General features: G+C 61.6%; 24 protein-coding genes. 16 read left to right on the forward strand and 8 right to left on the reverse strand.

Annotated features, from left to right (window positions below; all coding sequences use genetic code 11):
- Positions 1-28 precede the first annotated feature (28 nt).
- Entirely contained in the window at positions 29-502 is a 474-nt protein-coding gene (locus MHX65_RS02820) for an inorganic diphosphatase (RefSeq protein WP_239268458.1), read from the forward strand.
- Between the two features lie 412 nt (positions 503-914).
- The gene (locus tag MHX65_RS02825) at positions 915-1,628 is read left to right on the forward strand and encodes a DUF559 domain-containing protein (RefSeq protein ID WP_239268460.1); all 714 of its coding nucleotides are present in this window, start codon (positions 915-917) and stop codon (positions 1,626-1,628) included.
- A 71-nt stretch (positions 1,629-1,699) separates the two neighbouring features.
- On the opposite strand, the gene MHX65_RS02830 is transcribed toward MHX65_RS02825, so the two are convergent.
- Both MHX65_RS02830 and MHX65_RS02835 read right to left on the reverse strand, forming a co-directional pair.
- Complete coding sequence (locus MHX65_RS02830) at positions 1,700-3,100, reverse strand: FtsX-like permease family protein (RefSeq protein ID WP_239268463.1); 1,401 nt, start codon at positions 3,098-3,100, stop codon at positions 1,700-1,702.
- Positions 3,097-3,783, reverse strand: a complete 687-nt coding sequence (locus MHX65_RS02835; protein ID WP_239268465.1) for an ABC transporter ATP-binding protein — start codon at positions 3,781-3,783, stop codon at positions 3,097-3,099. Before MHX65_RS02835 ends, MHX65_RS02830 begins: the two co-directional genes overlap by 4 nt.
- Between MHX65_RS02835 and MHX65_RS02840 the strand changes: the two genes are divergently transcribed.
- From MHX65_RS02840 to MHX65_RS02860, 5 genes are read left to right on the forward strand one after another with little or no spacing between them, the layout of a single operon-like run.
- Positions 3,782-4,591, forward strand: a complete 810-nt coding sequence (locus tag MHX65_RS02840) for a sensor histidine kinase (RefSeq protein ID WP_239268467.1) — start codon at positions 3,782-3,784, stop codon at positions 4,589-4,591. The two genes, MHX65_RS02835 and MHX65_RS02840, sit on opposite strands and share 2 nt — an antisense overlap.
- On the forward strand, positions 4,588-5,256 hold the full coding sequence (locus MHX65_RS02845; protein ID WP_239268469.1) for a response regulator transcription factor: 669 nt from the start codon (positions 4,588-4,590) through the stop codon (positions 5,254-5,256). The genes MHX65_RS02840 and MHX65_RS02845 overlap by 4 nt, the downstream gene beginning before the upstream one ends.
- 24 nt (positions 5,257-5,280) lie before the next feature.
- The gene (locus MHX65_RS02850) at positions 5,281-5,577 is read left to right on the forward strand and encodes a rhodanese-like domain-containing protein (protein WP_239268472.1); all 297 of its coding nucleotides are present in this window, start codon (positions 5,281-5,283) and stop codon (positions 5,575-5,577) included.
- Between the two features lie 37 nt (positions 5,578-5,614).
- Complete coding sequence (locus MHX65_RS02855; RefSeq protein ID WP_239268474.1) at positions 5,615-6,073, forward strand: MarR family winged helix-turn-helix transcriptional regulator; 459 nt, start codon at positions 5,615-5,617, stop codon at positions 6,071-6,073.
- Positions 6,074-6,075: 2 nt separating this feature from the next.
- Positions 6,076-9,999 (forward strand): Pls/PosA family non-ribosomal peptide synthetase, encoded by a 3,924-nt coding sequence (locus MHX65_RS02860; protein ID WP_239268476.1) that lies wholly within the window; start codon positions 6,076-6,078, stop codon positions 9,997-9,999.
- A gap of 1 nt (position 10,000) precedes the next feature.
- Here the strand turns inward: MHX65_RS02860 and MHX65_RS02865 are convergent, their stop codons facing one another.
- From MHX65_RS02865 to groL, 6 genes are all read right to left on the reverse strand, one after another.
- Positions 10,001-11,521: a metallophosphoesterase gene (locus tag MHX65_RS02865; protein ID WP_239268478.1), complete on the reverse strand. Its 1,521-nt coding sequence runs from the start codon at positions 11,519-11,521 to the stop codon at positions 10,001-10,003.
- A gap of 247 nt (positions 11,522-11,768) precedes the next feature.
- Positions 11,769-12,917: an alpha/beta hydrolase gene (locus MHX65_RS02870; RefSeq protein ID WP_239268481.1), complete on the reverse strand. Its 1,149-nt coding sequence runs from the start codon at positions 12,915-12,917 to the stop codon at positions 11,769-11,771.
- A gap of 264 nt (positions 12,918-13,181) precedes the next feature.
- Positions 13,182-14,081 carry a polyphosphate kinase 2 gene (gene ppk2, locus MHX65_RS02875; protein ID WP_023023989.1) on the reverse strand — a complete coding sequence of 300 codons (900 nt, stop codon included), beginning with the start codon at positions 14,079-14,081 and terminating at the stop codon, positions 13,182-13,184.
- Positions 14,082-14,231: 150 nt separating this feature from the next.
- Positions 14,232-14,363: a hypothetical protein gene (locus MHX65_RS11530; protein ID WP_023023991.1), complete on the reverse strand. Its 132-nt coding sequence runs from the start codon at positions 14,361-14,363 to the stop codon at positions 14,232-14,234.
- 45 nt (positions 14,364-14,408) lie between these two features.
- Positions 14,409-14,588, reverse strand: a complete 180-nt coding sequence (locus MHX65_RS02880) for a hypothetical protein (protein ID WP_023023993.1) — start codon at positions 14,586-14,588, stop codon at positions 14,409-14,411.
- A 631-nt stretch (positions 14,589-15,219) separates the two neighbouring features.
- Complete coding sequence (gene groL, locus MHX65_RS02885; protein WP_239268483.1) at positions 15,220-16,863, reverse strand: chaperonin GroEL; 1,644 nt, start codon at positions 16,861-16,863, stop codon at positions 15,220-15,222.
- A 1-nt stretch (position 16,864) separates the two neighbouring features.
- On the opposite strand from groL, the gene MHX65_RS02890 reads away from it, so the two are divergent.
- The 9 genes from MHX65_RS02890 (at position 16,865) to MHX65_RS02930 (ending at position 26,867) form a co-directional block, all read left to right on the forward strand.
- Positions 16,865-17,008 (forward strand): hypothetical protein, encoded by a 144-nt coding sequence (locus MHX65_RS02890; RefSeq protein ID WP_156904629.1) that lies wholly within the window; start codon positions 16,865-16,867, stop codon positions 17,006-17,008.
- Between the two features lie 231 nt (positions 17,009-17,239).
- Positions 17,240-18,607, forward strand: coding sequence for a dipeptidase (locus tag MHX65_RS02895; RefSeq protein WP_239268485.1), 1,368 nt, complete (start codon positions 17,240-17,242; stop codon positions 18,605-18,607).
- A gap of 244 nt (positions 18,608-18,851) precedes the next feature.
- A complete protein-coding gene (locus MHX65_RS02900; protein ID WP_239268487.1) occupies positions 18,852-21,860 on the forward strand; it encodes a Na+/H+ antiporter subunit A in 3,009 nt (1,002 codons plus the stop codon).
- On the forward strand, positions 21,861-22,361 hold the full coding sequence (locus MHX65_RS02905; protein ID WP_023024001.1) for a Na(+)/H(+) antiporter subunit C: 501 nt from the start codon (positions 21,861-21,863) through the stop codon (positions 22,359-22,361).
- Positions 22,354-24,189, forward strand: a complete 1,836-nt coding sequence (locus MHX65_RS02910) for a Na+/H+ antiporter subunit D (RefSeq protein WP_239268490.1) — start codon at positions 22,354-22,356, stop codon at positions 24,187-24,189. The genes MHX65_RS02905 and MHX65_RS02910 overlap by 8 nt, the downstream gene beginning before the upstream one ends.
- A complete protein-coding gene (locus MHX65_RS02915) occupies positions 24,182-24,709 on the forward strand; it encodes a Na+/H+ antiporter subunit E (protein WP_239268492.1) in 528 nt (175 codons plus the stop codon). The genes MHX65_RS02910 and MHX65_RS02915 overlap by 8 nt, the downstream gene beginning before the upstream one ends.
- On the forward strand, positions 24,709-24,984 hold the full coding sequence (locus MHX65_RS02920) for a monovalent cation/H+ antiporter complex subunit F (protein ID WP_239268494.1): 276 nt from the start codon (positions 24,709-24,711) through the stop codon (positions 24,982-24,984). Before MHX65_RS02915 ends, MHX65_RS02920 begins: the two co-directional genes overlap by 1 nt.
- The gene (locus MHX65_RS02925; RefSeq protein ID WP_005279458.1) at positions 24,981-25,361 is read left to right on the forward strand and encodes a monovalent cation/H(+) antiporter subunit G; all 381 of its coding nucleotides are present in this window, start codon (positions 24,981-24,983) and stop codon (positions 25,359-25,361) included. Before MHX65_RS02920 ends, MHX65_RS02925 begins: the two co-directional genes overlap by 4 nt.
- Before the next feature lie 15 nt (positions 25,362-25,376).
- Positions 25,377-26,867, forward strand: a complete 1,491-nt coding sequence (locus tag MHX65_RS02930) for a glycosyltransferase 87 family protein (RefSeq protein WP_239268496.1) — start codon at positions 25,377-25,379, stop codon at positions 26,865-26,867.
- Positions 26,868-26,961 lie beyond the last annotated feature (94 nt).

Here is a 26,961-nt window from a genome sequence, read left to right on the forward strand (position 1 = left end):
CACCCAATCCCACATGGAGGACATCGCTGTGAGCGTTGAAGTAACCATTGAAATCCCAAAGGGCTCCCGCAATAAGTACGAGGTGGACCACGAGTCCGGCAAGGTCTACCTGGACCGCTACCTGTTCACCCCAATGGCCTACCCCGCCGACTACGGCTTCATCAACCACACGCTTGGCGAAGACAGCGACCCCCTCGACGCCCTCGTCATCCTCCCCGAGCCCGTTTTCCCCGGTGTCATCGTTGAAGCCCGCATCGTCGGCGTGTTCAAGATGACCGATGAGGCCGGCGGCGACGACAAGCTGCTTGCCGTCATCGATGACCCACGCTGGGAGCGCTACCAGGACATCGATGATGTGGAACAGCACATCAAGGACGAAATCGAGCACTTCTTCGTCCACTACAAGGACCTCGAGCCCAACAAGGAAGTTTCCGGCTCCGGCTGGGGAGACAAGGCCGAGGCCGAGAAGATTCTGGAAGAGGCCAAGGCTCGCCTGAAGTAGGCTGCGGGGGCTCTTAGGGCTCGGCCCGCGCGTTTGCGGGGCCGAGCTTGGCGTTTTAGGGCCATGAAGCCTGTTTTGGGGCCCAGCTGATGCGTTTTTGGCGGCCACCTGATGCGTTTTGCAAATAGGCCATGGAAACCGTGAGGTTTGGGGCCACTATTTGTTAAAACGCATCAAACGAGCACCAACCAGGCACCAAAACCCACCAACCAGGCTCCAACCAAGCACCCAACCGTGCTGAATAAGCGCCCACACGCGCCACACAACCTTCGCTTCGGGGGATCGAGGGATACGAATGGAAATTTTTCGGGGGAAAAGTGCCGCTCAGCAAGCGGTACGCCACGGCGCCGTCCGGATCGCTAACGGCTTCTGCCTGTCAGAGGAGCCTACGCCGAACCAACTCGCGCGCATCATGAGCAAGGAGTGGCCGAATTGCGCGCTGGACGGCTACTCGGCCGCGCTCAAGCACGTCGAGAAGCCGCTGCGCTTTCCGCTGGAGTTCCTGCGCAGCTCATCGCTGCCGTCGAGTAAGTATTTCACCTCCCGCCGCGCCCGGCCGAAGGGCGCGTTGACCTGGGACGGCGTCACCGTGTGCAATCCACTGCAGGCGGTCGAGGCGATGCCGGAGGATGATGCGGTCGCCTTCCTCGAGGACTTCTACTCCGGCAAGGACGGGGTTAGCCGGCTGGAGCTGAATAAGCTGGACTACCAGCGGTTTCCGAGGCCGGTAAAGCGCGCCTTGGACAGGGCGATCATCGGCACGGATAGCGTGCCGGAGCGCCAGTTAACCCGCGCCCTCGCGCCGCATTTCGCGGTCCAGAACAATATAAAAATAGGCGCCTACCACTGGGATCTGGTGATTAGGGAGTATAAGATCGCCATCGAGGTCGATGGCTACGCCTACCACCGGGGAGAAAATCGCCGCCAGTTTGAGTTGGACCGGCACAAGCTTAACGATGCCGTCCATCGCGGCTGGAAGCCCCTCCACTTCACCGCGACGACGATTGACCACTACCCGGATTTCGTGGTGCAGCAGGTAATGGCTACGGCCAAGAATAAGCGGCCCTTTGCGCGGCCGCCGTGGCAATGGCACCGCTTGTGGCGGCATGAAGGCGTGCGGGGCTAGGGCCAAGGCCGGGCCCAGGCCCAGCCGAGCCAGAGTCTGGGCTAGGGTTCACCGCAGCCGCCGGTAACCGGCTACTCCCTGCGGCGGCCGCTGCGGAGAACCTGGCTGCGCAGGGGCTCGACGAGCGCGATGGCGAGGAAGGTTACCGCCCAACCCAGGGCGAGGAAACCGAAGGACATAAGGAACCGCCCGGCGAGGTCAATATCTTCGCCCTCGAGAGCGCTAAAGAACATCAGCGCCGCGATGCTGCCGCCGAAGAGGAAGCCAAAGAGACTGAGCGCAACTATGGGGCCCATCACAGCACGGGCGTTCGTGCTGAATTGGAAGCGGCGCGGCACGCCCATCAGGTCGAGGGAGCGGATGAGTTCCTTGTCCTCGAAGGCGGACGATACTTGGCCCAAGAAAATGGACATGCTGGTCAAAGCGAAGCCGAAGAGCAAGGTCAGGATGACGCCGGTGGACACGTCCCGGAACATGATGCCCGTTTCTTGTTCTTCCTTCAGAGCGGTAGTCAGGGCGTCGGTGCCCATGGGCGCGCCCAAGAGGAAGCCGGCGAGGAAGCCGAAGAAGCCGATGGCCGCGCTTTGTCGCCAGGCGCGGCGGGCGTTGGCGTTGACGCGCTGGCAGGCCACGAGGTGTGCGGTGCCGGGGAGCAAAGCCAAAAGGCGGGCGCCGATTTGCAGGAGGTAGGGCGCGACCAGGTTGATGCTCATGACCACCGCGAAGAGCACGACGGCCACGGAGATTTCGGGTGCGTCGGATTTGCCTTTGAGCAGGGCACCGCCGACGGTGACGATGAGGAGGAAGGCGATGAGGCGCCACCATCTGAAAGCGGCGGGCATCTGGCGCTTGGCCACGCCGAGGGGGCTGACGCGCACGCGCCGCATGCCGGCAAGGGCCGCGGCGAGGGCGAGGAGGAAGAGGACTGCGGCCACCGCGAGGTATCCCCACCAGGGCAGGATGATTTCCTCAAAGGCGACGGGGCGGTCCTGGAATTTCACGTGCGTGAAGACCGGGGCGATGAGCACGCTGACGAGCCAGCCGAGCACAATGCCGATGAGGGCTTGGATGCCGGTCTCGACGGCGGCCATGCGCTCAACTTGGTGGGAGCTTAGGCCCAGAAGGCGGAGGGTGGACAGGCGCTGTTCCCTGCCGGAGGCGCCGAGGACGGCGGCCTGCGCGGTCAGGTTAAACAGGGCGGGAACGATGAAAGCGCAAGCCATGAGCGCGAGGACGAACCAGGGCAGGAAGTAATCTTCCGGGGTGTCTCCGGCAGCGGCGCGCAGGGCGGGCACGGCGGATTCTGGGTGGTGGGCGCGCTGCCAGAACATCCAGGTGCCGCCGGCGACGAGAAAGGCGATGGCAGAACCCAGCGTCAGGCTCACGATGGCCAGCACGCTGACAATGCCCGCACCGGAGCGGGCGCGGACGGATTCGCGCTGGAGGCCAAGGACTAGGGTCGCGGTATTCATGGCTGCACCCCCAGGCGGCGGTCATCGTGAATGATGCCGTCGCGGATTTCCACGCGGCGCTGCATCCAGTCCGCCACCTTGGGGTCGTGGGTGACCATGACGAGGCTGGCGCCGGATTGGCGCACGGTGGTGGTCAGCATCTGCATGACCTCGTGGCCGGTGGCTTGGTCGAGGGCGCCGGTGGGTTCATCGGCAAAGATGACGCCGGGGTTGGCCACGAGGGCGCGGGCGATGGTCACGCGCTGGGCCTGGCCGCCGGAGACTTGGGCGGGCCGGCGGTCCGCGAGATCGCCGAGCCCCAGTTGGTCGAGCAGCGACAGCGCCTTTGCGCGGGCCGCACGTCGGCCTAGACCGTTGAGCATCGCGGGCAGTGCCACATTGTCCAGGTTGGTCAGCTCCGGCAAAAGCTGGCCGTCTTGGAAGACGAAGCCGAAGTGGCGGAGGCGGGTGCGGGAGCGGGCGGCATCGGAAAGCGTGGAGATGACTTCGTCGCCGAAGCGGACGCTGCCGTCGGTGGGCGTGAGTACGCCGGACATGCAGTGCAGCAGGGTGGATTTGCCGGAGCCGGAGGGCCCCATGATGGCGACGAGCTCGCCTGGGGTGATGTCCAGGGTGATGCCGGCCAGCACGGGGCCGCCGCCGAAGTCCTTCGTGATGTCGTGGAGGGAAAGTGTTTGTGTCATGCTGTTCATTTCACCGTGCCGGGCGCGCTATTCCTACAGCGCTAAGGATACTTTCCGGGTAGTGCTAGCTTTACCCCTGCCTGGGGCGCGCGCGATTAGGCTTGGGGGCGTGTTTTTCAGCAAGAAGCAGGCCACCAGCAATGAGGAGCGGCAGGCGCGGGTCATCGCGGAGCTGACGGCCTCGCGCCGCGCGATTGCGGATGCCTACGAGGTGGAGCGCGCCCGCATCGAGCGGGATCTGCACGATGGCGCGCAGCAATATTTGGTGGCGGCAAGCATGAAGCTCGGTGAGGCCCTGCTGGATGCGACCGGCTCCGAGGCCGAATTGCTCACCGCCGCGAAGCGGGACGTGGATCGCGGCCTGCGTTCGCTGCGCGCGACGGTGCACGGCATTCACCCGCAGGTCCTCCAGGATCACGGTTTGGTGGCCGCGCTTGCCGATGCCGCCTCCGCCCACGGCCCCCACGTCAGCGTCTACGCCCCACACCCGTTGCCGAGGCTTTCCGCCAGCGTGCTGGCCTGCGCTTATTTCTTCGGTACCGAGGCGCTGACCAATGCCGCGAAGCACGCGCCGGGCGCGCCGGTCTCGGTGCTCATCACCTCGGATGCCGCCCTGCATATCTCGGTCATGGATGAGGGCCCGGGCGGGGCGCGCATGGTTCCCGGGCGCGGGCTGGCCGGCATGGCCGAGCGGCTGGCGGCCTTTGGCGGGGAGCTGTCGCTGTCCTCGCCGGAGGGAGGCCCGACGCGGGTAAAGTGCACGATTCCGCTCCTTTTGGAGCGCGGGCAGACGGGAGTATCAGCATGAGTGGATTGAGGATTGTGATTGCGGATGACTCCGCGATCCTACGCGAGGGCCTTGCCGGGCTGTTGGAGCGCCGCGGCCACGAGGTCGTGGGCAGGGCGGGAACGGCGGTGGAGCTGGAGGGGGTCATCGGCAAGCTGAGTGCCCAGTTGCCGGATGTGGTGATAACGGATGTGCGCATGCCGCCGGAGATGGGCGATGATGGGCTGAAGGCGGCGGTGGCACTGCGCCGCGCCTATCCGGGCCTGCCGGTGATGGTGCTATCGCAGTACGTGGCGCCGGCGTATGCGGTGGCACTCTTTGATTCCCCGGATGCGGGCACCGGGTACCTGCTTAAGGATCGCGTCTCTGAGGTGCGCGATTTCCTGGCCAGCCTGGAGGTGGTGGCCCAGGGCGGCACGGTCATCGATCCGACGGTGGCGCAGGCACTCATGCGCTCTGGGCGCAGCGGGTTGGGTGAGCTCAGCCCCCGCGAGCGCGAGGTCCTAGAGCTGATGTCGCGCGGGAAGTCCAATAAAGACATGGCCGCCGAGCTGGTGCTTTCCAATGCTGCCGTGGCCAAGCACGTCTCCAATATCTTTACCAAGCTGCGCCTGGATCCCAGCGAGGATAACCGCCGCGTGAAGGCGATCTTGCAGTATCTCTCCGCGGCCACCTACGGCGGCTAGCGCGCGGCACGTAGACTGCGGGGTATGCAAAACGTACAGCCAACCGAAGTTCCAGCAGGCGCGCAGCTTATCGATGTGCGCGAAAACGACGAATGGGCCACCGTGCATGCGGAGGGCGCCACCCATATTCCCATGAGCGAGATAACGGGTCGCATCCAGGAAATCGATCCGGACCGCGATATTTATGTGATTTGCCACCTAGGCGGGCGCAGCGCGCAGGTCTGCCAGTATTTGGAGAACTCCTTGGGCTGGGACGTTATTAATGTCGAGGGCGGCACCGATAAGTGGGAGGCGGATGACCTACCCGTCGTTCGCGATTAATTGGCCTTTACCCATCTTTTGAGATTATAATGATGGTATGGCTTCCACTAATAATTCTGGCATACCAACCTCCCTGCTCGAATCCCCGTCCTTTCAGCTAGAGCGCCTGCGCCGTCGCACCCGCGATGGCGTCGAGGTGGCTCTGCAGACCAAGCAGACGACCATCCGCGAGTTCTGGGTGCTTACCTGCCTCGTCGAGGCGGATGCCGCCTCCCAGTCCTACCTGTCTGACACCTTGGCCATCGATGCCTCCGATATGGTGCGGCTTATTGATGCCCTCGAGGAGCGCGGCTGGGCCAAGCGCGAGCGCGATCCCAAAGATCGCCGCCGCCAAATCGTGGCGTGCACCAAGAAGGGCACCAAGACCCACAAGGACTTGGCGGAGCTCGTCGCTAACGCCGAGGATGACGCGCTCGACGTATCCACCAATAAGCAGCTCAAGCACCTGCGCAAGCTGGCCAAGGCCATCATCGCTGCGGACGAGGACGAGGCATAAGCATGGACGAACCCGAAGAATGTAGTAGGTCTAATACAGAACTTCCCAGCGTCCCGCAGCAGTACCTCCTGCGCGATCTGGCCCCACGCCCGCGCACGCTGTGGGACATCATCACGACCACCGCTGAGATTCATCCAGAAGCCGCCGCGCTTGACGATGGCGAGATCATCACCTACGCCGAACTCGTCCACGAGGTCCAGCTGTGGGCCACAGAGCTGCACGTCAATGGCGTGCGCCGCGGCGATCGCATCGGCATCCGGATGACGTCTGGCAAGCGGGATCTCTACCTCGCTATCCTGTCCACTCTGGCCGCCGGCGCGGCCTACGTGCCGGTGGACGCGGACGATCCGGATGAGCGCGCGGAGATGGTCTTTGGCGAGGCCGATATCGATGGCATGTTCAGCGATGACGGCTTCCGCTTCCTGCGCGAAAAACCGCGCCACGCTGCCGAAGGCGTCGAAGCCCCGCGGCCCGAAGACACCGCGTGGATCATCTTTACCTCCGGTTCCACGGGCAAGCCGAAGGGCGTGGCCGTAAGCCACCGCTCGGCGGCCGCCTTTGTGGACGCGGAGGCCAGCCTCTTCCTCGTCGATCACCCCCATGGCCCGCTCGGCCCGGAAGACCGCGTGCTAGCCGGGCTTTCGGTTGCCTTCGACGCATCCTGTGAGGAGATGTGGCTGGCCTGGGGCCACGGCGGCTGTCTGGTTCCGGCACCGCGTTCCTTGGTGCGGTCCGGCATGGACCTCGGACCGTGGCTGATTCGCCGCGATATCACCGTCGTCTCCACGGTTCCCACCCTGGCGGGCCTGTGGCCGGCGGAAGCACTGGATAATATCCGCCTGCTCATCGTCGGCGGCGAGGCCTGCTCCCAGGAATTGGTGGACCGCCTGGCCACCGAGGACCGCGAGATGTGGAATACCTACGGCCCCACGGAGGCCACCGTCGTCGCCTGCGCGCAAAGGATGATTCCAGGGCGCGCGGTTTCGATCGGTTTGCCGCTGAATGGGTGGGACCTGGTGGTCATCGATAAGCAGGGGCAACCCGTTGGCCTGGGCGAAACCGGCGAATTGGTCATCGGCGGCGTGGGCCTGGCCAGCTACCTGGATCCGCAGAAGGATGCGGAGAAGTACGCGCCGCTGGAATCCATGGGCTGGCAGCGCGCCTACCGCACCGGCGACCACGTGCGCCTGGAAGAAGACGGCCTGTACTTTGTGGGCCGCGTGGATGACCAGGTAAAGATTGGCGGGCGCCGCATCGAGCTGGGTGAGGTCGATGCGAACGTCGCCGCGCTGGATAACGTCTATAACTCCGCCGTGGCCGTGCAAAAGACCCCGGGCGGTGAATCCGTGCTGGTGGGATACGTCTCGCTGGAAGATGAGGCGCGCGGTTTTAACCACGGCGTGGCCCACGAACGGCTGGCGGAGACCATGCCCGCGGCCCTGGTCCCGCGCATCTGCGTGATGGATGAGTTGCCGGTGCGCACCTCCGGCAAGGTGGATAAGAAGGCGCTGCCGTGGCCGCTGCCCGGCGTCGGCGTGGAATCGACCACGCTGACGGAGACCGAGAAGTGGCTAGCCGAGCTCTGGGTCGAGACCCTCGGCGTATCCGTGGAGGATGAGAACGCCGATTTCTTCGACCTCGGCGGTACCTCCCTGGCCGCGGCGACGCTGGTGGGACACATCCGCGATCGCTACCCCACCGTGGCCGTGCGCGATCTCTATGACCACCCGCGACTAGGTTCGCTGGCGGAGCTCATCGCCGGCGCCGAACCGCGCCCTAAGGCGGAGCAACAGAAACCGCTGCGCGAGGTCACCCCGGTCGGCGCGAAGACCCGCGTGGCGCAAACGCTGCTGCAGATCCCCGCCATGACGCTGGCGGCGACCACCTGGCTGGCCTGGCTCATGCTGGGCTCAACGGTGGCCTCCGCTCTGGGCGTGGACTGGGCGCAGTCTTTCCCCTGGTGGCTTGTTATCGCCCTGGTGCTCATCTTTGCCACGCCGCTGGGCCGCATACCCATCGGTGGCTTTGGCGCGCGCCTCATTACCGCCGGGATTAAGCCCGGCGATTACCCGCGCGGTGGTTCGACCCACCTGCGCATCTGGGCCGCGGAACGGTGGGCCGATGCCTCTGGCTCGCGCTCCATTGCGGGCGCCACCTGGGTCAATAACTACGCCCGCGCCTTGGGCGTGAAGATGAAGCGCGGCGTGGATCTGCACTCGCTGCCACCGGTAACGGGCCTGCTTACCCTGGGCAAGCACGCCGCGGTGGAACCGGAGGTCGATCTCACCGGCTACTGGCTCGACGGCGACGTACTCCACGTCGGCGCCATCGACATCAAGGAGGGCGCCCGCGTGGGCGCGCGCTCCACCCTGCTGCCCGGCACCGTGGTGGGCAAGTACGCCCACGTGGAGGCGGGTTCCACCGTCACCGGCCGCAAGAAGATCAAGGACGGCCAGCGTTGGTCCGGCTCTCCTGCGAAGAAGGTGGGCCGCTCCAAGCACCGCTTCCCCTCCAAGCCGCCGAAGCGCCGCCCCTGGTGGGTGGCCATTTACGGTGCGACCTCGCTGTTCCTGGCCGCGCAGCCGCTCATCGCGGTGCTTATCGGCGCCATCGTGGATTTGGCGCTGGTGCATTCCACGGACGGGAACCGCTTCGTCGGCGCGGTGCTCTTCGCTCCCCTCGCGGCGCTTGCGGCCTTTGCCACCTACATGCTGCAGACCTGGCTGGGCGTGCGCATATTGTCCATCGGCATCTCGCCCGGCGTGAACCCGGTGCGCTCTGCCGCCGGCTGGCGCCTGTGGGCCATCGAGCGCCTCATGGATGAGGCCCGCACGCAGCTCTTCCCGCTCTATGCCTCGCAGCTGACCCCGCGGTGGCTGCGCGCTTTGGGCGCGCGCATTGGCAAGGACGTGGAGATTTCCACCGCCGTGATGATCCCCGCGCTCACGGACGTCAAAGACGGCGCCTTCCTTGCCGATGACACCATGATCGGTGGCTACGAGCTCGGCGGCGGCTGGATTCACTCCGGGGAGGCCAAGGTGGGCAAGCGCTCCTTCGTGGGTAACTCCGGTATTACGGCACCCGGGCGCAAACTTTCCAAGAACTCCCTGGTCGCGGTGCTGTCCTCCACGCCGAAGAAGACGAAGTCCGGCGCCAACTGGTGGGGTTCCCCGCCAGAGCGCATGCGCCGCGTTACCGCGCAGATCGATGCCCCCGCCGAGTCTGCCGAGGCCCTGACCTATAACCCGGGCTTCAAACTCAAGGCCGCCCGCGGCGTCGTGGAAACCATGCGCCTGCTCGCGCCGATGTTCTCGGCCATGCTGCTCGCCGCGACCCTGGGGACGCTGTATTACCTGCTTGCCGATGTCGGCTTCCTCACCACCTGGGCCCTTTCCGGCCTCGTGCTCATGGCGATGGGCGCTATCGCTATGGCGGTGACCATCGCCGTGAAGTGGATCTGCGTGGGCACGCACAGCGCAGCCGACCACCCGTTGTGGAGCGTGTTCGTCTGGCTCAACGAGCTACAGGACACCTTCGTGGAGGTCGTCGCCGCCCCGTGGTTCTTCCAGCACACCTACGGCACAGGAGAGATCAACTTGGGCCTGCGGGGGCTGGGAGTGGACATCGGCAAGGGCTCCTGGATCGATTCCTACTGGTTCCCCGAAACCGATCTGTGCCACGTCGGCGCTGGCGCCTCCGTGGGGCCCGGTACCGTGGTGCAGACCCACCTATTCCAGGACCGCGTGATGAGCCTGGATACCGTCACCATCGAGGCCGGCTCCACGCTCGCCTCTCATTCGGTGGCGCTGCCCGCCTCGCTCATTGGTGAATCCAGCACCGTCGGCCCCGGTTCGCTGGTCATGCGCGGTGACCGCGTCCCCGCCAACGCCACCTGGCAGGGTAACCCCATTGAGCCGTGGGGTTAGGCTACCGCGCGAAATCCTGATACTTAATCAATTCGCCAGCCTTAAAATCCCAAGCCTCTACTCGGACGCGGTCAGCAAAAACCTTGACCCGAAGTCCGGTAGAGGCTTCTTCCTTTTCTTTAACGGTTTTTTCGTCATTATCGCCATCCGGCATGTACTCGTTGAGGATGGCGCCGGTATTAACTACTGGGAAACCAGTGCGGCCGGGCTCACCGGTACCATCGTAGCGGCGGGTACCCCACCAGTTATTCTGGCGCAGCGAAGAGTGGCTATGGCTGCTAAACCAGACGATGTTGTTGTACTTATTGACCACATTGGACAACGCCTCAAGATCTTCAAAGTCATTCTGGTACCACGCCGAGTGAGACATGGACACCGTTTGCGGAAGCAGCGGGTGGCTAAAGACCAGTGCCGGTATCCCTTTGGCGTCCCAGTAGGCTAGGCGCTCATCTAACCAGTTGAGCTGTTCATTGCTAATACGCTGGAACGGCTCCTTGCCGTGGCGCAGGAGATCGGAGTAGAACTCAGTATTGATGGAAATCATCGGTACCCCATCAACAATTTCTTCTTTCCACGGCTTGTCCTGCCCGGAGTGTTTAAGGAAGCGGTCCATGTATGCCTTGGAGCCTTCCTTGCCATACATTTCATGATTACCGATGGTCCACAATTCCTTCCCAGAATCATGAGGTTCTTCCTCATGAGCGGCTAGGAAGGTATCCCACTGTTCCTGCGAGCCATCGTCTACTAGATCGCCATTAAGGACCAGCGCCCCAGCCTTATCCTCCATGCCGTTGAGTTGGCGCACCGCATCTTTATAATCCTCCGGGTCACCCTGAATATCGCTGAGTACGTCCACAACAGCTTGCGGTGATCCGATCTCCTGGCCTAGCGGTTTAACAACTCCTACGTTATCTACCGCCCACCACCAATCATCGTTGCCGTGGTTGTACTTAAAGCTCACCTGCATCTTCTTGGTTCCTGCAGGTACGTCTACCCCGATGGATTCGTGCTTGGAAAAGACATCCTTATCAAATAGCGCTATCTCCTGCGGCTTTCCGCCATCGAAGGAGACCTGCACCGTGGCGTTTTGCCTGTCCTTGCCTTGGCGGTAGTGGTGATCAAATTCCACATTTACGCGGTCTTGACCAGCAACTGCAATCTCCGGGCTGGTCAACTCCGCATTCATCGAATCGCCCTCTGCCAAGCGCTGCTGTTTATTATCGATAATGGCAAACTTATCGTGCGCTTGGGTGAAATAGTGGCGCATATCGGTTCCTGAGGCCCAAGTCCAGTGGCGCATATCCCCAAAAGTCCAGCCCTTCCACCGAGCCTCGCCCGAATCAACGCCCGCGACATTCGTCTTCCATCCATCCGGTGCGCGGTGTGTAAACCACGCTGGGGTGTCAATCTCGTCAAAACTTTCCTGCCATAACACTCGCGATGGCGATGCTAGGTGTTCCCCTTCCTCGCCACTGTCATCTTCTGCGGCCTCATCCTTCATATGAGGTGACCGCGAAGACATGCCTAAGGGGCCTTGTGAGGAGAGTGAAGAGCCAGAGGACAGCGCGTTCAGCGGCGACTGCGCCACCGCATACGGTGCGCATGCAATTGTAGAAAGGGCCAGGATAGACGAGAAAGCACAGAATTGACGTTTCATAACTATTTTTGTATCCAACCCGGGCAACGAAGGGGTTACATATGCGTAAACTCTTGGCAATCACTGTGGATATGCCAAGAGTTTCAGCTAGAAACGCGTCACAAGAACTGTGCTACACGTGGCGGTCCAGCCAGTCCACCACGGTGTCGAGGGCCTGGTCAGCGGCTGGCTCGTTGAAGACCTCGTGCTTCTGGCCCTCCCAGTTGATGTATTCCACGTCATCAGAGGAAATGGAGTTGTACCAGTCCTGGGAGAAGTACGGCGGAACGATGCCGTCCTTGGTGCCGTGCATGATAAGCGTCGGCGCGGTAAACAGGTCCGCGTTCACAGCATCGTAGGTAGCGATAGCACCCAGCTGCAGCGCGGTACCGGCGCTGGTCTTTTGCGCGATGAGCGGGCTAGACGCGTACTCGTCCTTCACGGCCTGGCTGGTGGAAATGCCTTCCGTGAAGGGGTTGGACAGCATGATCTTCTTCGTGAACTCCGGCGACTGCGCACCAATGTAGGTGCGGTGCGGGATCAGGTTCTGCGCGTAGTTGGCGTTGAAGCTGGTGATATCCGCCAACGGCAGGCGCTCGAACAGGGTGGGGTCGAGCTGCTTTTGCACCTCAGAGATCTCGTCCGGCGTGATGGTCTCGCCCGTTGCCTTCTTACCGGACAGGTTCAACGGTGCACCACCGCCATTGGTGATGATGCCATCGACCTTGCCAGGCTCACGAATGCCGTATGCCTGGACGGTCAACGAGCCCATGGAGTGGCCCAGAAGGAAGGTCTTTACATCGGGGTGCTCACCCTTAGCCATGTCGACGACGCGGTCGAAGTCATTGAGGATGTACTGGAAGTTATCGATGTGCCCCAGTGGCGTGCTGCCGGAGGCAGACTTACCGTGTCCACGGTGGTCCAGGCGGTAGACGTTGTAGCCAGCGTCCAGCAGACGCTTGGCCACGTAGTCATAGCGGCCAGAGTGCTCAGAAACACCATGTGCCAACACGACGTTGCCGCGTGGGTTTTCTACCAGCTGCTTGCGGTAGTAAATCTTCACGCCCTCGCCGTCGTGGCTATCGAAGTAGCCGTCTTCATCGGCGATCTGCTTATCAGAAACGGTGGAGCGACCGAGAACGTCGGTCTTATCTGCCGTTGCTTCTGCTACTGGCTGGCCGCCTTCCGCAAAGGCGGTAGCGGTGAGCGTCCCCGATACTGCGATGGGCGCCATGGATACAGCGGTTGCGGTAGCCAGAACGCACAGTTTCTTCCTCATCATGTACGTACTCCTTTTAGTGGTTTGTGTCACGCATATTGATAGGATGACTTTTAGGTCACCTTGATAGTAGTTTCCCCGGGAACGTAATTCAAGTATTTTTTATTTATGGCTGCCAACTTTTTAAGAAATAGCTGTGAGAATAATCAGGCGCCCTCAGGCTGCCGCTATAAAGGCGGTTGAGCCACCTCAGAGGCCTTAGACATAGCAAAGCGGGAAGACCGATCTCTCGATCTTCCCGCTCAACGGCGCTAGGGATTAACGCTACTAATCACCAATCTGGTCGCGGCCGCGCTTGACGATGTTCCCGTCCGGCTCACCCACCACGTCGTAATCTTTATTGGTGTATTCAAACTTGGACAAGACATACCGCATCGCGTTGACGCGGGCGCGCTTCTTGTCATTGGACTTGATGGTAATCCACGGCGATTCCTCAGTATCCGTATAACGGAACTGCTCTTCCTTCGCACGCGTGTAGTCGTCCCACTTATCCAGAGAAGCCAGGTCCATCGGCGAAAGCTTCCACTGGCGCACCGGATCAATCTGGCGGATAGCAAAGCGCGTGCGCTGTTCCTTCCGGGTAACAGAGAACCACAGCTTGGTCAGCGAAATGCCCGATCCCAGGATCATGTTTTCTAGCATGGGCACCTCGCGCAGGAACTCCGCGTGCTGCGACTCGGTACAAAAGCCCATCACCCGCTCAACGCCGGAGCGGTTGTACCACGAGCGGTCAAAGAAGACGATTTCGCCGGCAGCCGGGAAGTGCTCGATATAGCGCTGGAAATACCAAGAGGTAGACTCACGTGGGGATGGCTTTTCCAACGCGACGGTGCGCGCACCACGCGGGTTCAAGTGCTCGTTGAAACGCTTGATGGTTCCGCCCTTACCGGCAGCATCGCGACCCTCAAATAAAATGATGTGGCGCTGGCCAGTTTCCTTGGTCCAGTTCTGCCACTTCAATAGCTCAATTTGAAGTGCGCGCTTAATGGACTCGTATTCATTGCGAGTCATACGCTCTTCATAAGGGTAATTCTCGCGCCACGTCTGCACCGGAGAGCCATCCGGCATGATCAGCGACGGATCATCCTCATCCGTTCCGTCAACGACGAAGCCGTCGGTTTTTGCAAGGTCAATCTCAGGAAGGTCGTCGTCTTTAATATCAGCCATGCACCAAGTGTAACCCGAATGTAGACATCTAGCGCGCTAACTTTTCGCAGGTGCACCCCAAAAATAAAGGAAAGAAAAACGAAAAAAGACCTACCGAAACCGGTAGGTCTTCCTTGTTTAGTAAGCCTTAAGGCTCACCCGAGGATGCTCTTAGACGAACATGCCGATCAGCTGGGATGCACCGTTAGCAATGTCGATGAACGGGCTAACAATGTCGTGGCCAGCTTCTACGATGGTGTTAGCTACGCCGTTTGCCTTGGAGGAAAAAGTGATGATTTCCATTATGGTCTCCTTAAAATGGGATGGAAAGTAATCCGGTTTAGATTACTAGGAAGACAGTTCGGTGATTGCGTCCGGCAAAGCTGCCTCAGTAGCAGTCTCAGCTGCGTTCTTCAAGTTACCAAAGGAAAGAATCTCGGTAACGCCGGACAGTACCTTGTACCAGCCTTCCTGGGTGTTTACGAAGTTGTCTAGGTGCATCTGGATGGTGGCGAGATCCACGTTCATGTTTTTCTCCTCGAATAGGTCCGAAGCTTGTACCCCGAAAGAGCTGTGCAATGTGCAGGCACCCTCGGTGGGCGCTACGAGGAGTATTTTGCCATAGGGCTTCAGCGAAGCAACCCCAGATTTCTAGAAACCTTCTCAGCGCCTTAAGTTTTCATAAAAATTTTACACTGGATTTTTACTTCAATCGTTTACCGTAATTACAACTGTATGCCGCTGAACTGGGACTACCGCGCCGCCGCCTCGCCGCAAGGTTAAGAAAAAATTAACACCGTAAAGATTGGTGATGAATTTTCCTATCAATGCAGTACCGGAGATTTATATGGAAGTAGTTTTCATTACCGCGGTTTTTGCCCACTTTTTACCCTAATACGGGGTTAGTTCCGGTAACTAAAGGCGAGTGAGAAGGCTGCCGATGTAACGAAAAGTAGATCCCAAGCTATACAAACGGATCCGTTCGTATCCCCTGTCCCCTCAAAGGGACCCCCGCCTCACCGCCTCACGGAAGGGGCATAAAACACCGCTGCGCCCCTCGCCGCGTGCGTTCAGCACACAGTGAGGGGCGCAGCTTTCGCCAGACTCAAGCGCATATAAGAGCGGGAGCTCAGTATGCGCCAGGCGTGGTGGAGGGCGCTTAGAAGCCCATGCCACCCATAGCGTCAGCGTCAGGCATAGCGTTGTTGGAGTCGGCAGGCTCTGGCTTATCAGCCACAACAGCCTCGGTGGTCAGGAACAGTGCCGCAATGGAGGCGGCGTTCTGCAGTGCAGAGCGGGTGACCTTAACCGGGTCGTTGATGCCGGATTCCATGAGGTTGACGTACTCGCCGGTAGCGGCGTTGAGGCCCTCGCCGGCGGGCAGGCCGGAGACCTTATCTGCGACGACGCCAGGCTCCAGGCCGGCGTTGTGAGCGATCTGCTTCAGCGGTGCAGACAGTGCCTCGCGGACGATCTTTACACCGGTTGCCTCGTCGCCTTCGGCCTCGATGGAGTCAAGAACGGTAGCGGCCTGCAGCAGGGCAACGCCACCGCCGGCAACGATGCCTTCTTCCACGGCTGCCTTGGCGTTGCGCACGGCATCCTCGATGCGGTGCTTGCGCTCCTTGAGCTCAACCTCGGTAGCGGCACCGACCTTGAGCACGGCCACGCCGCCGGAAAGCTTAGCCAGGCGCTCCTGCAGCTTCTCGCGGTCATAAACGGAATCGGAGCTCTCGATCTCAGCGCGGATCTGCTTGATGCGGCCATCGATCTGCTCCTGGGTGCCAGCACCCTGGACGATGGTGGTCTCATCCTTGGTGACAACGACCTTGCGTGCCTGGCCCAAGTACTCCAGCTCGGCGGTCTCTAGGGAAAGGCCAACCTCTTCGGAGATGACCTGGCCGCCGGTCAGGATGGCCATGTCCTGCAGGGTGGCCTTGCGGCGGTCACCGAAGCCCGGGGCCTTCACGGCAACGGACTTGAAGGTGCCGCGGATCTTGTTGACCACGAGGGTGGACAGGGCTTCGCCTTCAACGTCCTCAGCAATGATCAGCAGCGGCTTGCCGGACTGCATGACCTTTTCCAGCAGCGGAACGAGGTCCTTGATGTTGGAGATTTTGGAGGAGACCAGCAGGATGTACGGATCCTCCAGGACCGCCTCCTGGCGCTCCATATCGGTAGCGAAGTAGCCGGAGATGTAGCCCTTATCAAAGCGCATACCCTCAGTAACCTCGAGGTCCACGCCAAAGGTATTGGACTCTTCCACGGTAATAACGGAGTCCTTATTTACGGAACCGTTACCCACGGTGTACATAGCCTCGGCAATCTTTTCACCGATTGCCGGGTCCGCGGCGGAAATGCCAGCGGTGGTAGCGATCTGCTCCTGGGTTTCTACTTCCTTGGCGGAAGACAGCAGGGAGTCCACAACCTTCTTGGTTGCGGTCTCGATGCCGCGCTTGATGCCCATTGGGTTGGAACCAGCGGCTACGTTGCGCAGGCCTTCGCGAACGAGTGCCTGTGCCAGAACGGTTGCGGTGGTGGTGCCGTCGCCGGCGACGTCATCGGTCTTCTTGGCAACTTCCTTGACCAGCTCGGCGCCGATCTTTTCGTAAGCATCCTCGAGCTCGATTTCGCGAGCGATGGAAACGCCGTCATTAGTAATGGTCGGTGCGCCCCAGGACTTTTCTAGGACGACGTTGCGGCCCTTGGGTCCGAGGGTGACCTTGACTGCGTCAGCCAGAGTATTCAGGCCGCGCTCAAGGCTGCGGCGGGCCTCTTCATCAAAAGCGATAATCTTTGCCATAGTGTTTGTGCTCCTTGGATTTATTGAGGACGACACTCACGTCTTTCTCGCTGCGGACGCCCGCGACGGCATGGCTGGTGAGTGTGGACCAACCTCAACCACAACGATGGAGATTTATCTAGCACTCATCCTGTCCGAGTGCTAACGCCCATTCTGGCACTCTCCTACCCCTACTGCAAGAAACAACGCGCTTGCCTATAGCGATCTTTTGCCCGCCGCACACCGCGCTGTGACATTTCCCCCTCGGAAGGACGGCTGAGGCAGAAGGTGGCGCGGTGGGGCAGGTGGGGGCATCGGCAAGCGCGGGGCAGGAATGCAAAGGAAATGTCGTGCGGATCTGTCTTGCGGTGTAAGCGCTCAAGGTACCGTGGATTGCATGACAGATATAATTGACAGCATACGCAGCGACCGTGGCACCATCTTCCGCCAGCTCAGCGAGCTCGTTGGATTCAACTCCGTGCACAATGAGTCAGGCTTGGAGGACCAGGCCCAGGGCGCGAGCCAGTGGGTGAAGGCCGCGCTGGAAGAAGCCGGGGCAACGGTAGAAACCATCACCACCGCGGATGGTTCCACCGCCATTCTGGGCGAGCGCAAGGGTGAAGAAGGCGCCAAGACCGTCCTGTTGTACTCGCACTACGATGTCGTGCCCGCAGGAGACCGCGCAGCCTGGGAATCCGATCCCTTCACCCTGACCGAGCGCGCCGATGCCGAGGGCACCACCCGCTGGTACGGCCGCGGCGCGGCAGACTGCAAGGGCAATGTAGCCATGCACCTGGCGGCCCTGCGCGCACTGGAGGCCAATGGCGGCACCAAGGTGAACCTGAAGTACCTCATCGAAGGCTCCGAGGAGCGCGGCGGCGAGGGCCTGTCCCAGCTCATCAAGGACCGCCCGGAACTTTTCGCTGCCGATGCCATCCTGATTGCAGATGCCGGCAATGCCGCGGTGGGCCAGCCCACCTTGACCACCTCCCTGCGCGGCGGCGCGCAGATTGAGGTCGAGGTCAATACCCTGGCCGCGCCGGTGCACTCCGGCCAATTCGGCGGCGCGGCCCCGGATGCGGTGAAGGCGCTGATGCGTACGCTGGATTCGCTGACGGATGAATACGGCCGCACCACCATCGATGGCGTGGATACCAGCGCCCACTGGCAGGGCCAGGAATACCCGGCCGAGGCCTTCCGTGGCGATGCGCAGCTGCTCGAGGGCACCGAGATCATGGGCTCCAAGGACCCAGAGGGTGCTACCCCAGTGGCAGACATGGTGTGGTCCCGCCCGGCCATTTCCGTGACCGGCTTTACCTCTACCCCGGTGGCTGAGGCCGTCAACGCCGTGCCCGCTACCGCGGCCGCCAAGCTGAACCTGCGCGTTCCGGCCGGCACCGATGCCCGCGCCATTGGCGAGGCCGTCTGCGAGCACGTGAAGAACCACGCCCCGTGGGGCGCGCACGTCAAGGCTGAGGTCGTGGAGGCCAATGCCGGTTTCTCCACCGACCCGGAAAAGCCCGCCGTGGCACTGTTGGGCCAGTGCCTCTCCGAGGCCTATGGCAAGGACACCGCAGCGCAAGGCATGGGCGGATCTATCCCGCTGACCACCGAGCTGCAGGAGGCACACCCCAACGCGGAAATCGCCCTCTACGGCGTGGAGGAGCCCAAGTGCACCATCCACTCCGCCAATGAGTCCGTCGATCCCACCGAGATCGAGCACGTCGCCGCCGCGGAGGCTCTTTTCTTGCAGCGCTACGCTTAAAAAGCGCGCAACGGCGGCATATAATACTGTGCACGAAAAGTAATCTTTCGAAGTTGTGGAAAAACCGGTAAACTTTTGACGAGTTGACCCCGTTTCCGGCCACGCTACTTGCACAAGTGGGACAGTTCGTACTCGGCCGAGTGCGAACTGTTTTGGTGTGTATATGCTCCCGGCGCATATCGCCACGCCCCACGGCACCGAGGGTCTGAGAACTTGACACAACCTAAGGAGCGCAGATTCCAACGTGCTAATACTTCTGGGTGCCCTCATCGTTGCCACCGTGGTTGCACCGCTGCTCATTATGAATGTGGGCCGCCCAGCCTTTGGTTTATTGGCAATAGTTCCCGGTGTCGGTTTCGTGTGGACCCTCGCGCACTTTGCCCGGGGTACCTTCCGCGACGGCGGCACGCTGAATTACACCATCGAGTGGATGCCGGCCGCGCACCTCGCCGTGGATCTGCGCATGGATGCCCTAGGCGGGCTGTTTAGCCTCATTATCCTGGGCATGGGCGCGTTGGTCCTGCTGTACTGCTGGGGTTATTTCGATTCCACGCGCCGCCGCCTTGCCATGTTCGCCGGCCAAATGGTGGGCTTTGCCACCGCCATGTTTGGGCTGGTGGCCTCCGATAGCCTGCTGCTTATGTACGTCTTCTGGGAAATTACCTCCCTCTTGTCGTACCTGTTGGTCAGCTACTATGCCGAGCGCGCCTCCTCGCGCCGCGCCGCGCAGCAGGCTCTGATGGTCACCGTCTTGGGTGGCCTGTCCATGCTGATGGGTATCTGCCTGCTCGGCCGACAGACCGGGGCGTGGACGTTTAGTGAAATCCACGCCTACGATCACTTCCCCCAAACCCCATACGTCACCGTCGCCATCGTGCTCATCTTGGTCGGCGCGCTGACCAAGTCCGCCATCGTGCCGGCGCACTTCTGGCTGCCGGGCGCGATGGCAGCGCCAACGCCGGTCTCGGCATATCTGCACTCCGCGGCCATGGTCAAGGCCGGAATCTACCTGGTCGCGCGCCTGGCACCGGATATGTACGAGGTTGCCACCTGGCACCTCGTGGTCATTTCCTTAGGCGTCTTTACCATGCTGCTCGGCGGCTGGATGGCGCTGAAACAAAAGGACCTCAAGCTGATTTTGGCCTATGGCACGGTCTCCCAGCTGGGCTTTATTACCTCCATCGTGGCGGTTGGCTCCCGGGAGGCCATGCAGGCGGGCTTGGCGCTGACCTTTGCCCACTCGCTCTTTAAGGCCGCACTGTTCATGGTGGTCGGCGCCATCGATCACTGCTCAGGCACGCGCGATATTACGAAGCTATCCGGCCTCGGCCGCAGGCAGCCCTTCCTCTACGGCATCGCCCTAATCTCCGCCCTATCCATGGCAGGCGTTCCCCCGCTCTTTGGTTTTGTGTCCAAGGAGGCCGTGCTGGAATCCACCATGCACGAAGGACTGCTCATTGGCATGCCGCGCAATATGATCCTGGTGGCCTATGTGGCAGGTTCCATCCTCACCATGGCCTATGCCCTGCGCTTTTTGTGGGGCGCCTTTGCCTCCAAGAACCTCCCGGACGATAAGGACGGCGTTTCTGCGGCCGTGGCCACGATGCACAAGGTCAACGTGGGCCTGTGGCTTGCTCCGGCCGTGCTCACCGCGCTGACCATCGCGCTTGGCCTCGCGCCGCAGGCGCTTTCGGCGGCCATCGATCAGCACCTCGATTCCACCTTTGGGGCAGGCGAGCACCACGGCCTGGCCCTCTGGCACGGGTGGTCGGTGACCTTGGGCGTCTCCGCCATCATCATCGTGGCCGGAATCATCGTGCACTGGCGCCGCCAGGTCCTGGAGCAATGGCAGTTTGCGTACCCCGCGCTTGGCGATGCCGACGCCGTCTACGACAAGGTCATCTCCACCCTGCGCAAGCTCTCCCTGCGCACCACGGCCGTGACCCAGCGCGGTTCGCTGCAGCTCAACCTGACTGTCATCTTCGCCACCCTGATGGTGCTGCCGCTGACCATGCTGATTACCGGTGATCTCACGGATATCCGCATGGTGGTTGCAGAAAACCCCTGGCAGGTCGTCGCCGCCATCATCATGATGGTGGCCGCCATTGCGGCCACGGTGACCGATAACCGCTTGTCTGCCGTCATCATCGTCGGCATTACCGGTTATTCCTTGTCCTTCGTCTTTGCCATCCACGGTGCCCCGGACTTGGCGCTGACCCAGCTGCTGACAGAAACCATCATCATGGTTCTATTCATGCTGGTGCTGCGCCGCATCCCGGCGTCTACCGAGTGGAAGCAGGACCCGAAGATGGGCCGCCTGCGCGCCTGGCTCTCCGTTGGCACCGGCCTGACCGTCACCATTGTGGCCATGTTTGCCATCAACGCGCGGTCTGCCGAGCCCATCTCGCAGTACATGCCGGAGCTGGCCAAGGAGATTGGCCACGGCGCCAATGCCGTCAACGTCTTGCTGGTGGACCTGCGCGCCTGGGATACCTTTGGCGAGATCACGGTGATTATCATCGCCGCGCTCGGCGTGGCCTCCCTGATTTATCGCACCCAATCCTTCTCTAGGGATAGCCGCCGGCCTACCCTGCAGGTCACGGGCCGGCGCTGGCTGGCCGCGGGCTCGGAATCAGAGCAGGCGCTCAACCGCTCGCTGATGATCGATGTCTCCACCCGCGTGCTCTTCCCCTCCATGATGGCGCTGTCCTTCTATTTCTTCTTTGCCGGGCACAACGCGCCAGGCGGCGGCTTCGCCGGTGGCCTTGTGGCCGCACTCGCGCTCATCCTGCGCTACCTGGCCGGTGGCCGCGCGGAGCTCGATGAGGCCCTGCCCATCGATGCCGGGCGCACCATGGGCGCTGGCCTCTCCCTCTCTGCCTTGGCGGTGGTGGTGCCGATGTTCTTTGGCCACCCACCGCTTACCAGCGGATATACCTCGCCCGAGATCCCTCTTATCGGCGCGGTCTCGCTGCCTTCGGCGCTGGTCTTTGACTTGGGCGTCTACCTCATCGTCGTGGGGCTCACGCTCTACGTGCTCAGCTCGCTCGGCGCCAAGCTGGATGAGGAAGAAGAGATGCGTAAGCAACGCGCCCGCGACCGCGCCCGCTCGCTGGCGCGGAAGAACCGGGAGCGCAGCACCAAGCAAAAGGCCCAACGGGCGCAAAAACAAGAGAAGAAAAAAGAAAAGATACCAGCCGCAACGAGCTCCTCCGGCACAGGTTCCGAGGACAACGCAGGAAAGGAGAAATAAATGCAAGCCAACCTCTTCCTCCTGCTCGCCGCCGGAGTAATGGTTTCTGCGGGCATCTACCTCTTGCTCGACCGCGCCATGACCAAGATGATGCTCGGGCTGCTTTTGCTGGGCAATGGCGCCAACCTCTTTATGCTGCAGGCCGGTGGCCCGGCGGGCTCGCCGCCCATCGATGGCCGCGAGGCCCAGCCTTATGGCAGCGATATTGCGGATCCTCTTACCCAAGCGATGATCCTTACCGCCATCGTCATTTCCATGGCGCTGACGGCCTTTATTCTCACCTTGGCCTACCGCCAGTACCGCTACCGCACCGCCGACGTCATTGAAGATGACGCCGAAGATACCGCGATTGCCGCCAAGGCCTCCAAGCCTGGCAACGCCGCAGCGAGCGCGGATCATGATGCCTCCAATGACCCCGCCACCGGGCGCGCTACTAAGGAAGGCGATAATTTCGGCCCCGAATCCTTCGAGGAGCCGGTGAAGGGAGCCGAAGATGACTGAGCCATTCCACCAGGCGGCCGAGGCGATGTACCCGTACGTCGGTGCCCTCATTCCGCTGCCCGTCATCATCCCGGCCGTGGCCGCGGCTCTCTCGCTGCTGTTTGCCCGCATGCCTAATGTGCAGCGCCAGATCGCCTTTTTCTCCCTGCTGATTACGGCTGCGGTGAACGCGAGCCTGATCATAATAGTGGATTTCCATGGCATACAGACCCTGCAAATAGGCGGCTGGGATGCGCCGGTGGGCATTACCTTGGTGGCGGATCGACTCTCCACGATGATCCTCTTTACCTCGTCTGTGGTGCTGTTCTCCGTCATCTGGTACGCCATTTCCCAGGGTGTGCGCGATGGCACCAAGGACGAACCGGTCGCGGTCTTTTTGCCCACCTACATGTTGCTGACCATGGGCGTGAATATCTCGTTCTTGGCCGGCGACCTCTTTAACCTCTACGTCGGCTTCGAGGTCTTCCTCGTCGCCTCGTACGTGCTGTTGACCTTGGGGGCATCGGCAGGCCGCGTGCGCGCCGGCGTGGGTTATGTGATGGTCTCGATGGCCTCATCCATGATCTTCTTGCTGGCGCTAGCGTATGTCTATGCCTCCGTCGGCACCATGAACATGGCGCAGATTGGCCAGCGCATGCAGGACATCCCGGAGGGCACCCGCACCGCCATCTTCGCCACCTTGCTCGTGGCCTTTGGCATCAAGGCCGCGGTGGTGCCGCTGGCCGCCTGGCTGCCGGACTCCTACCCCACCGCGCCTTCGCTGGTCACGGCCGTATTCGCCGGTCTGCTCACCAAGGTCGGTGTATATGCGATCATCCGCGCGCGCACGTCCATTTTTACCAATGGTGGGCTCGATACCGTGCTGATGTGGGTGGCGCTGGCCACCATGCTGGTGGGCATCTTGGGCGCCATCGCGCAGACCGATATTAAGCGTCTACTGTCCTTTACCCTGGTCAGCCACATCGGCTATATGATCTTCGGCGTCTCCTTGGGTACCGCCCAGGGGCTATCCGGCGCCATTTTCTACGCCATCCACCACATTTTGGTGCAGACCGCGCTCTTCTTGGTCGTCGGCCTCATCGAGCGCCAGGCCGGTACCTCCTCGCTGCGGCGCCTGGGTTCGCTGATGTATTCCGCCCCGCTTATCGCCGTGCTGTATTTCATCCCGGCCATCAACCTGGGCGGCGTGCCGCCATTCTCTGGCTTCCTGGGCAAGATCATCCTCATTCAGGCGGGCGCCAACGAAGGCTCCTGGCTGGCGTGGGTGCTTATCGGCGGCGCGCTAGTGACCTCGCTGCTGACCCTGTACGTCATGATGCTGGTGTGGGCCAAGGGCTTCCAACGCGATCGCGCCGATGCCCCCGAAGGCAACGTCGCCCTGGCCCGCCCCGCCCCGCTTTCCGATATCACCGATGAGGTCGAGTTCTCCTCCCGCCAGGATGTCGGCCGCGTGCCGTTCGGCATGGTGGGTGCCACCGCACTGCTGGTCATTGCCTCGACCTCGATCACCTTCCTGGCCGGCCCGATTTCCGGTGTCACCTCCCGCGCGGCCGAATCCGCGCAGGATACCTCCATTTATCAATACGCCGTATTGGGCGAAAACGCCGATAACCCCACCCGGCACCTTGACCAAAAGGAGCGCTACGAAGGCGGCGCGGACTCCTACAAGGAGCGCAGCCACCTGCTGCCGGACCCCGGCCCGGCCCACGATCCGGAATCCGCCGCCAAGGAGACTGCGAGCTCGGAGACGCCAAGCTCGAAGGCACCGGCGAAGACGGGGGCATCAGAAAGCCCTACCCCACTAAAGAAGGAGGCCCGCGATGACTAAGAGCCGCTTTGCCGGTCTGCGCTACCGCTTCCGGCCGTGGTTTACCGTCTGGATCACGGTCATGTGGTGCATGCTCATGGGCGAAATCACGGTGGGCAATGTCGTCGGCGGCCTCCTCGTCGCCCTGGTCATCGTCTTTGCCCTGCCACTGCCGGCGATGCCCATTGCCGGCGTCGAGGTCGCGTGGGGCAAATTCTTCCGCTACATGCTGCGCTGGTTCTGGGAGCTGTTTTATGCCTCCCTCAAGGTGGGCTGGCTGGCCTCCCGGCCGCAGCCGCTGCCTAAAACCGCCATCCTGGAATTGCCGATGCGCCTGGAAAATGAGTTCATCCTCTCCCTCGCGGTGACACTGTACAACCTGCAGCCGGGAGGAACGGTGACAGACATTGACATCGCCAATCGCATGATCACCATCCACATCCTGGATGCCCGGGATGAGGCGCAGATCCAGCGCGAAATCGATGCCGTATCCCGCCTAGAATCTTCCATGATCGAGATCTTTGAAAGGAGCCACCCATAATGGATCCGCAGATCTATCACGCCATCCTGCTGGTTCCCGCATTCCTGCTGTGGATCTCCGTATTAATCACCGTCTGGCGCATTATCACCGGGCCCAACTCCCTCGACCGGCTGGTGGGCATGGACGGTTTTACCGCCATGTTCCAATGCGCGCTGGCGACCTACATGTGCTGGTCACTTGATACCTCCGTGGTCTCGGCCATGCTGGTCATCGCGCTGCTCGGTTTCATCTCCACCGTGTCTGTTACCAGGTTTAGGAAGAGGGATAACCAATGAGTTGGTCTCTAATCGCCGATATCCTCTCGCTCATCCTCGTCATCAGCGGCAGCCTGCTCATCCTCGCCGCCGCCATTGGCCTAGCCCGCTTTAAGGACACGATGTCCCGCGTGCATGCCGTGAGCAAGCCGCAGACCACCGGGCTCATCCTCACCATCATGGGTGCGTTCATCCGCATTACTGGCGCGGAATCTTTCAGCATGGCCGAGCGTGGTGATTTGGGTATGCTTATTTTGCTGGTACTGTTTGCGATGTTTACCAGCCCTGTAACCGCGCAGCGCACCTCACGCATTGCACGCCGTGAAGGCCTGTATGGTTCCGAGGAATCGATGTCGCGCAATGACCGCCCCGCCGGCCGTTCGCTGCGCCGCAAATAGGAGGCACCTTTAACCGTGAAAAAGCTCTACGGACTGCCTACTCTGGCCGCTCTATTGGTTGCCTTCTTTATTTTCAGCATCTCCCGCTATAGCCAATACGACGGCCCCAATGCCTTCATCTGGCGCGTGCCGTTGGATCTGAAGATTTACTGGCTCGCCGGCGGCGAGGTTGCCGATGGCGCCAACCTCTACGACAACGCCTACATTGGCAACCTGCCTTTTACCTACCCTCCCTTTGCCGGCACGCTATTCAAGTGGATTTCCTCGCTTGCCGATGACCCCCTTATCATCCTCTGGCAAGGCGGCACCATCCTTGCGTTATTGGCCGTCATCCTCATGGTCTTCCACGAGCGCGGCCTTAAACTTTCGCCCTTGACCTGGGTTGTTGCCATCCTACTGGTGCTGTGCGCCCCGGCTGTAGAGCCGATGTACGGCACCTTGTTCTACGGCCAGATCAACGTCTTTTTGATGTTCTTGGTCGCCCTCGACGTCATTCCAAAAAAGAGGGCCCTGCCCGGAATTGGCATCGGCCTCGCCGCAGGCTTGAAGCTCACCCCGGCCTTTATGGGCTTGGTACTCCTATTCCAGAAGCGCTGGTGGCAGGCGGTCATCTCCGTCCTTACCTTCGCGGTGACCGTTGCGATTGGTTTCGTCACCATTCCGGATGCCGGGGTGTTCTGGACCGATGCCATCTTCAATTCCTCCCGCGTGGGTGAACACACCAACCCGGGCGCGCAGTCAATCCGCTCGCTCATGGTCCGCGCGTGGGGCATCGACGGCGGCTGGATGTGGCTTGCCGCCGTCGCGGTGGTCTTCGTCCTGACCTGCCTGGCCCTGCGCACCGCGATGAAGCACAAGAATAACTCCGCCGCCATGTCCCTTGCCGGCATTTGCGCGTGCTTGGTCTCTCCCTTTTCCTGGTACCACCACTGGGTCTGGGTCTTCCCGCTGGCCATCGTTGTCCTCATCTCCGTCAACCAGGCACTGGGCAAGCGCCTGCACGGCGTCATCGGTGCGCAAGTAGCAGCACTCATTTCCTTCGCGGCCATGTGCGTCGTACTGCTGCCCTTTGTCTCCGCAGCCTTCTGGCTCGAAGGCTCCAACCGCTCTTTGAACCAGTTGGACTTCCAGCCCTGGGCCATGCTCCTTTTCACCGCCTCCGGCATCCTCTACATCGCCTTTTATGCCCTCTGGGGATTTATCCCCGGCACCCAGCCCAGCGAGGAAGACGCCCGCGGCGGCCGGCACGCGGCACAGCGTGCTGCTCAGCCGCAGCACGCCCAACAGCACCGCGCCCAGCAGCCCCAGCACGCCCAGCCGCAACGCACTCAGACAGCCGGAGCTCACGCGTCTGGCGCTACCGCACGGGGTTCTGCCACTACCGACGAAACCGCAGAGTTCCCAGTATTTAACCCTGAGACCCGCGAGTTTCCCTCCACCGAGGGCTATACCGATATTCCGGTTCCCCCGTCCCCCGGCGGCCGCCACGCCCTAGATAACGACTAAGCGGTACGCAGCAGCGGGGCGCGGCAGCAATCTGCGCACCCTGCGCCGGCCGCGCCCAGCTACTTCCGGTGTGGCTCTAGGCGTGCGATCACTG

It is taken from the genome of Corynebacterium sp. ACRPS (assembly GCF_022346005.1).
Taxonomy (GTDB): domain Bacteria; phylum Actinomycetota; class Actinomycetes; order Mycobacteriales; family Mycobacteriaceae; genus Corynebacterium.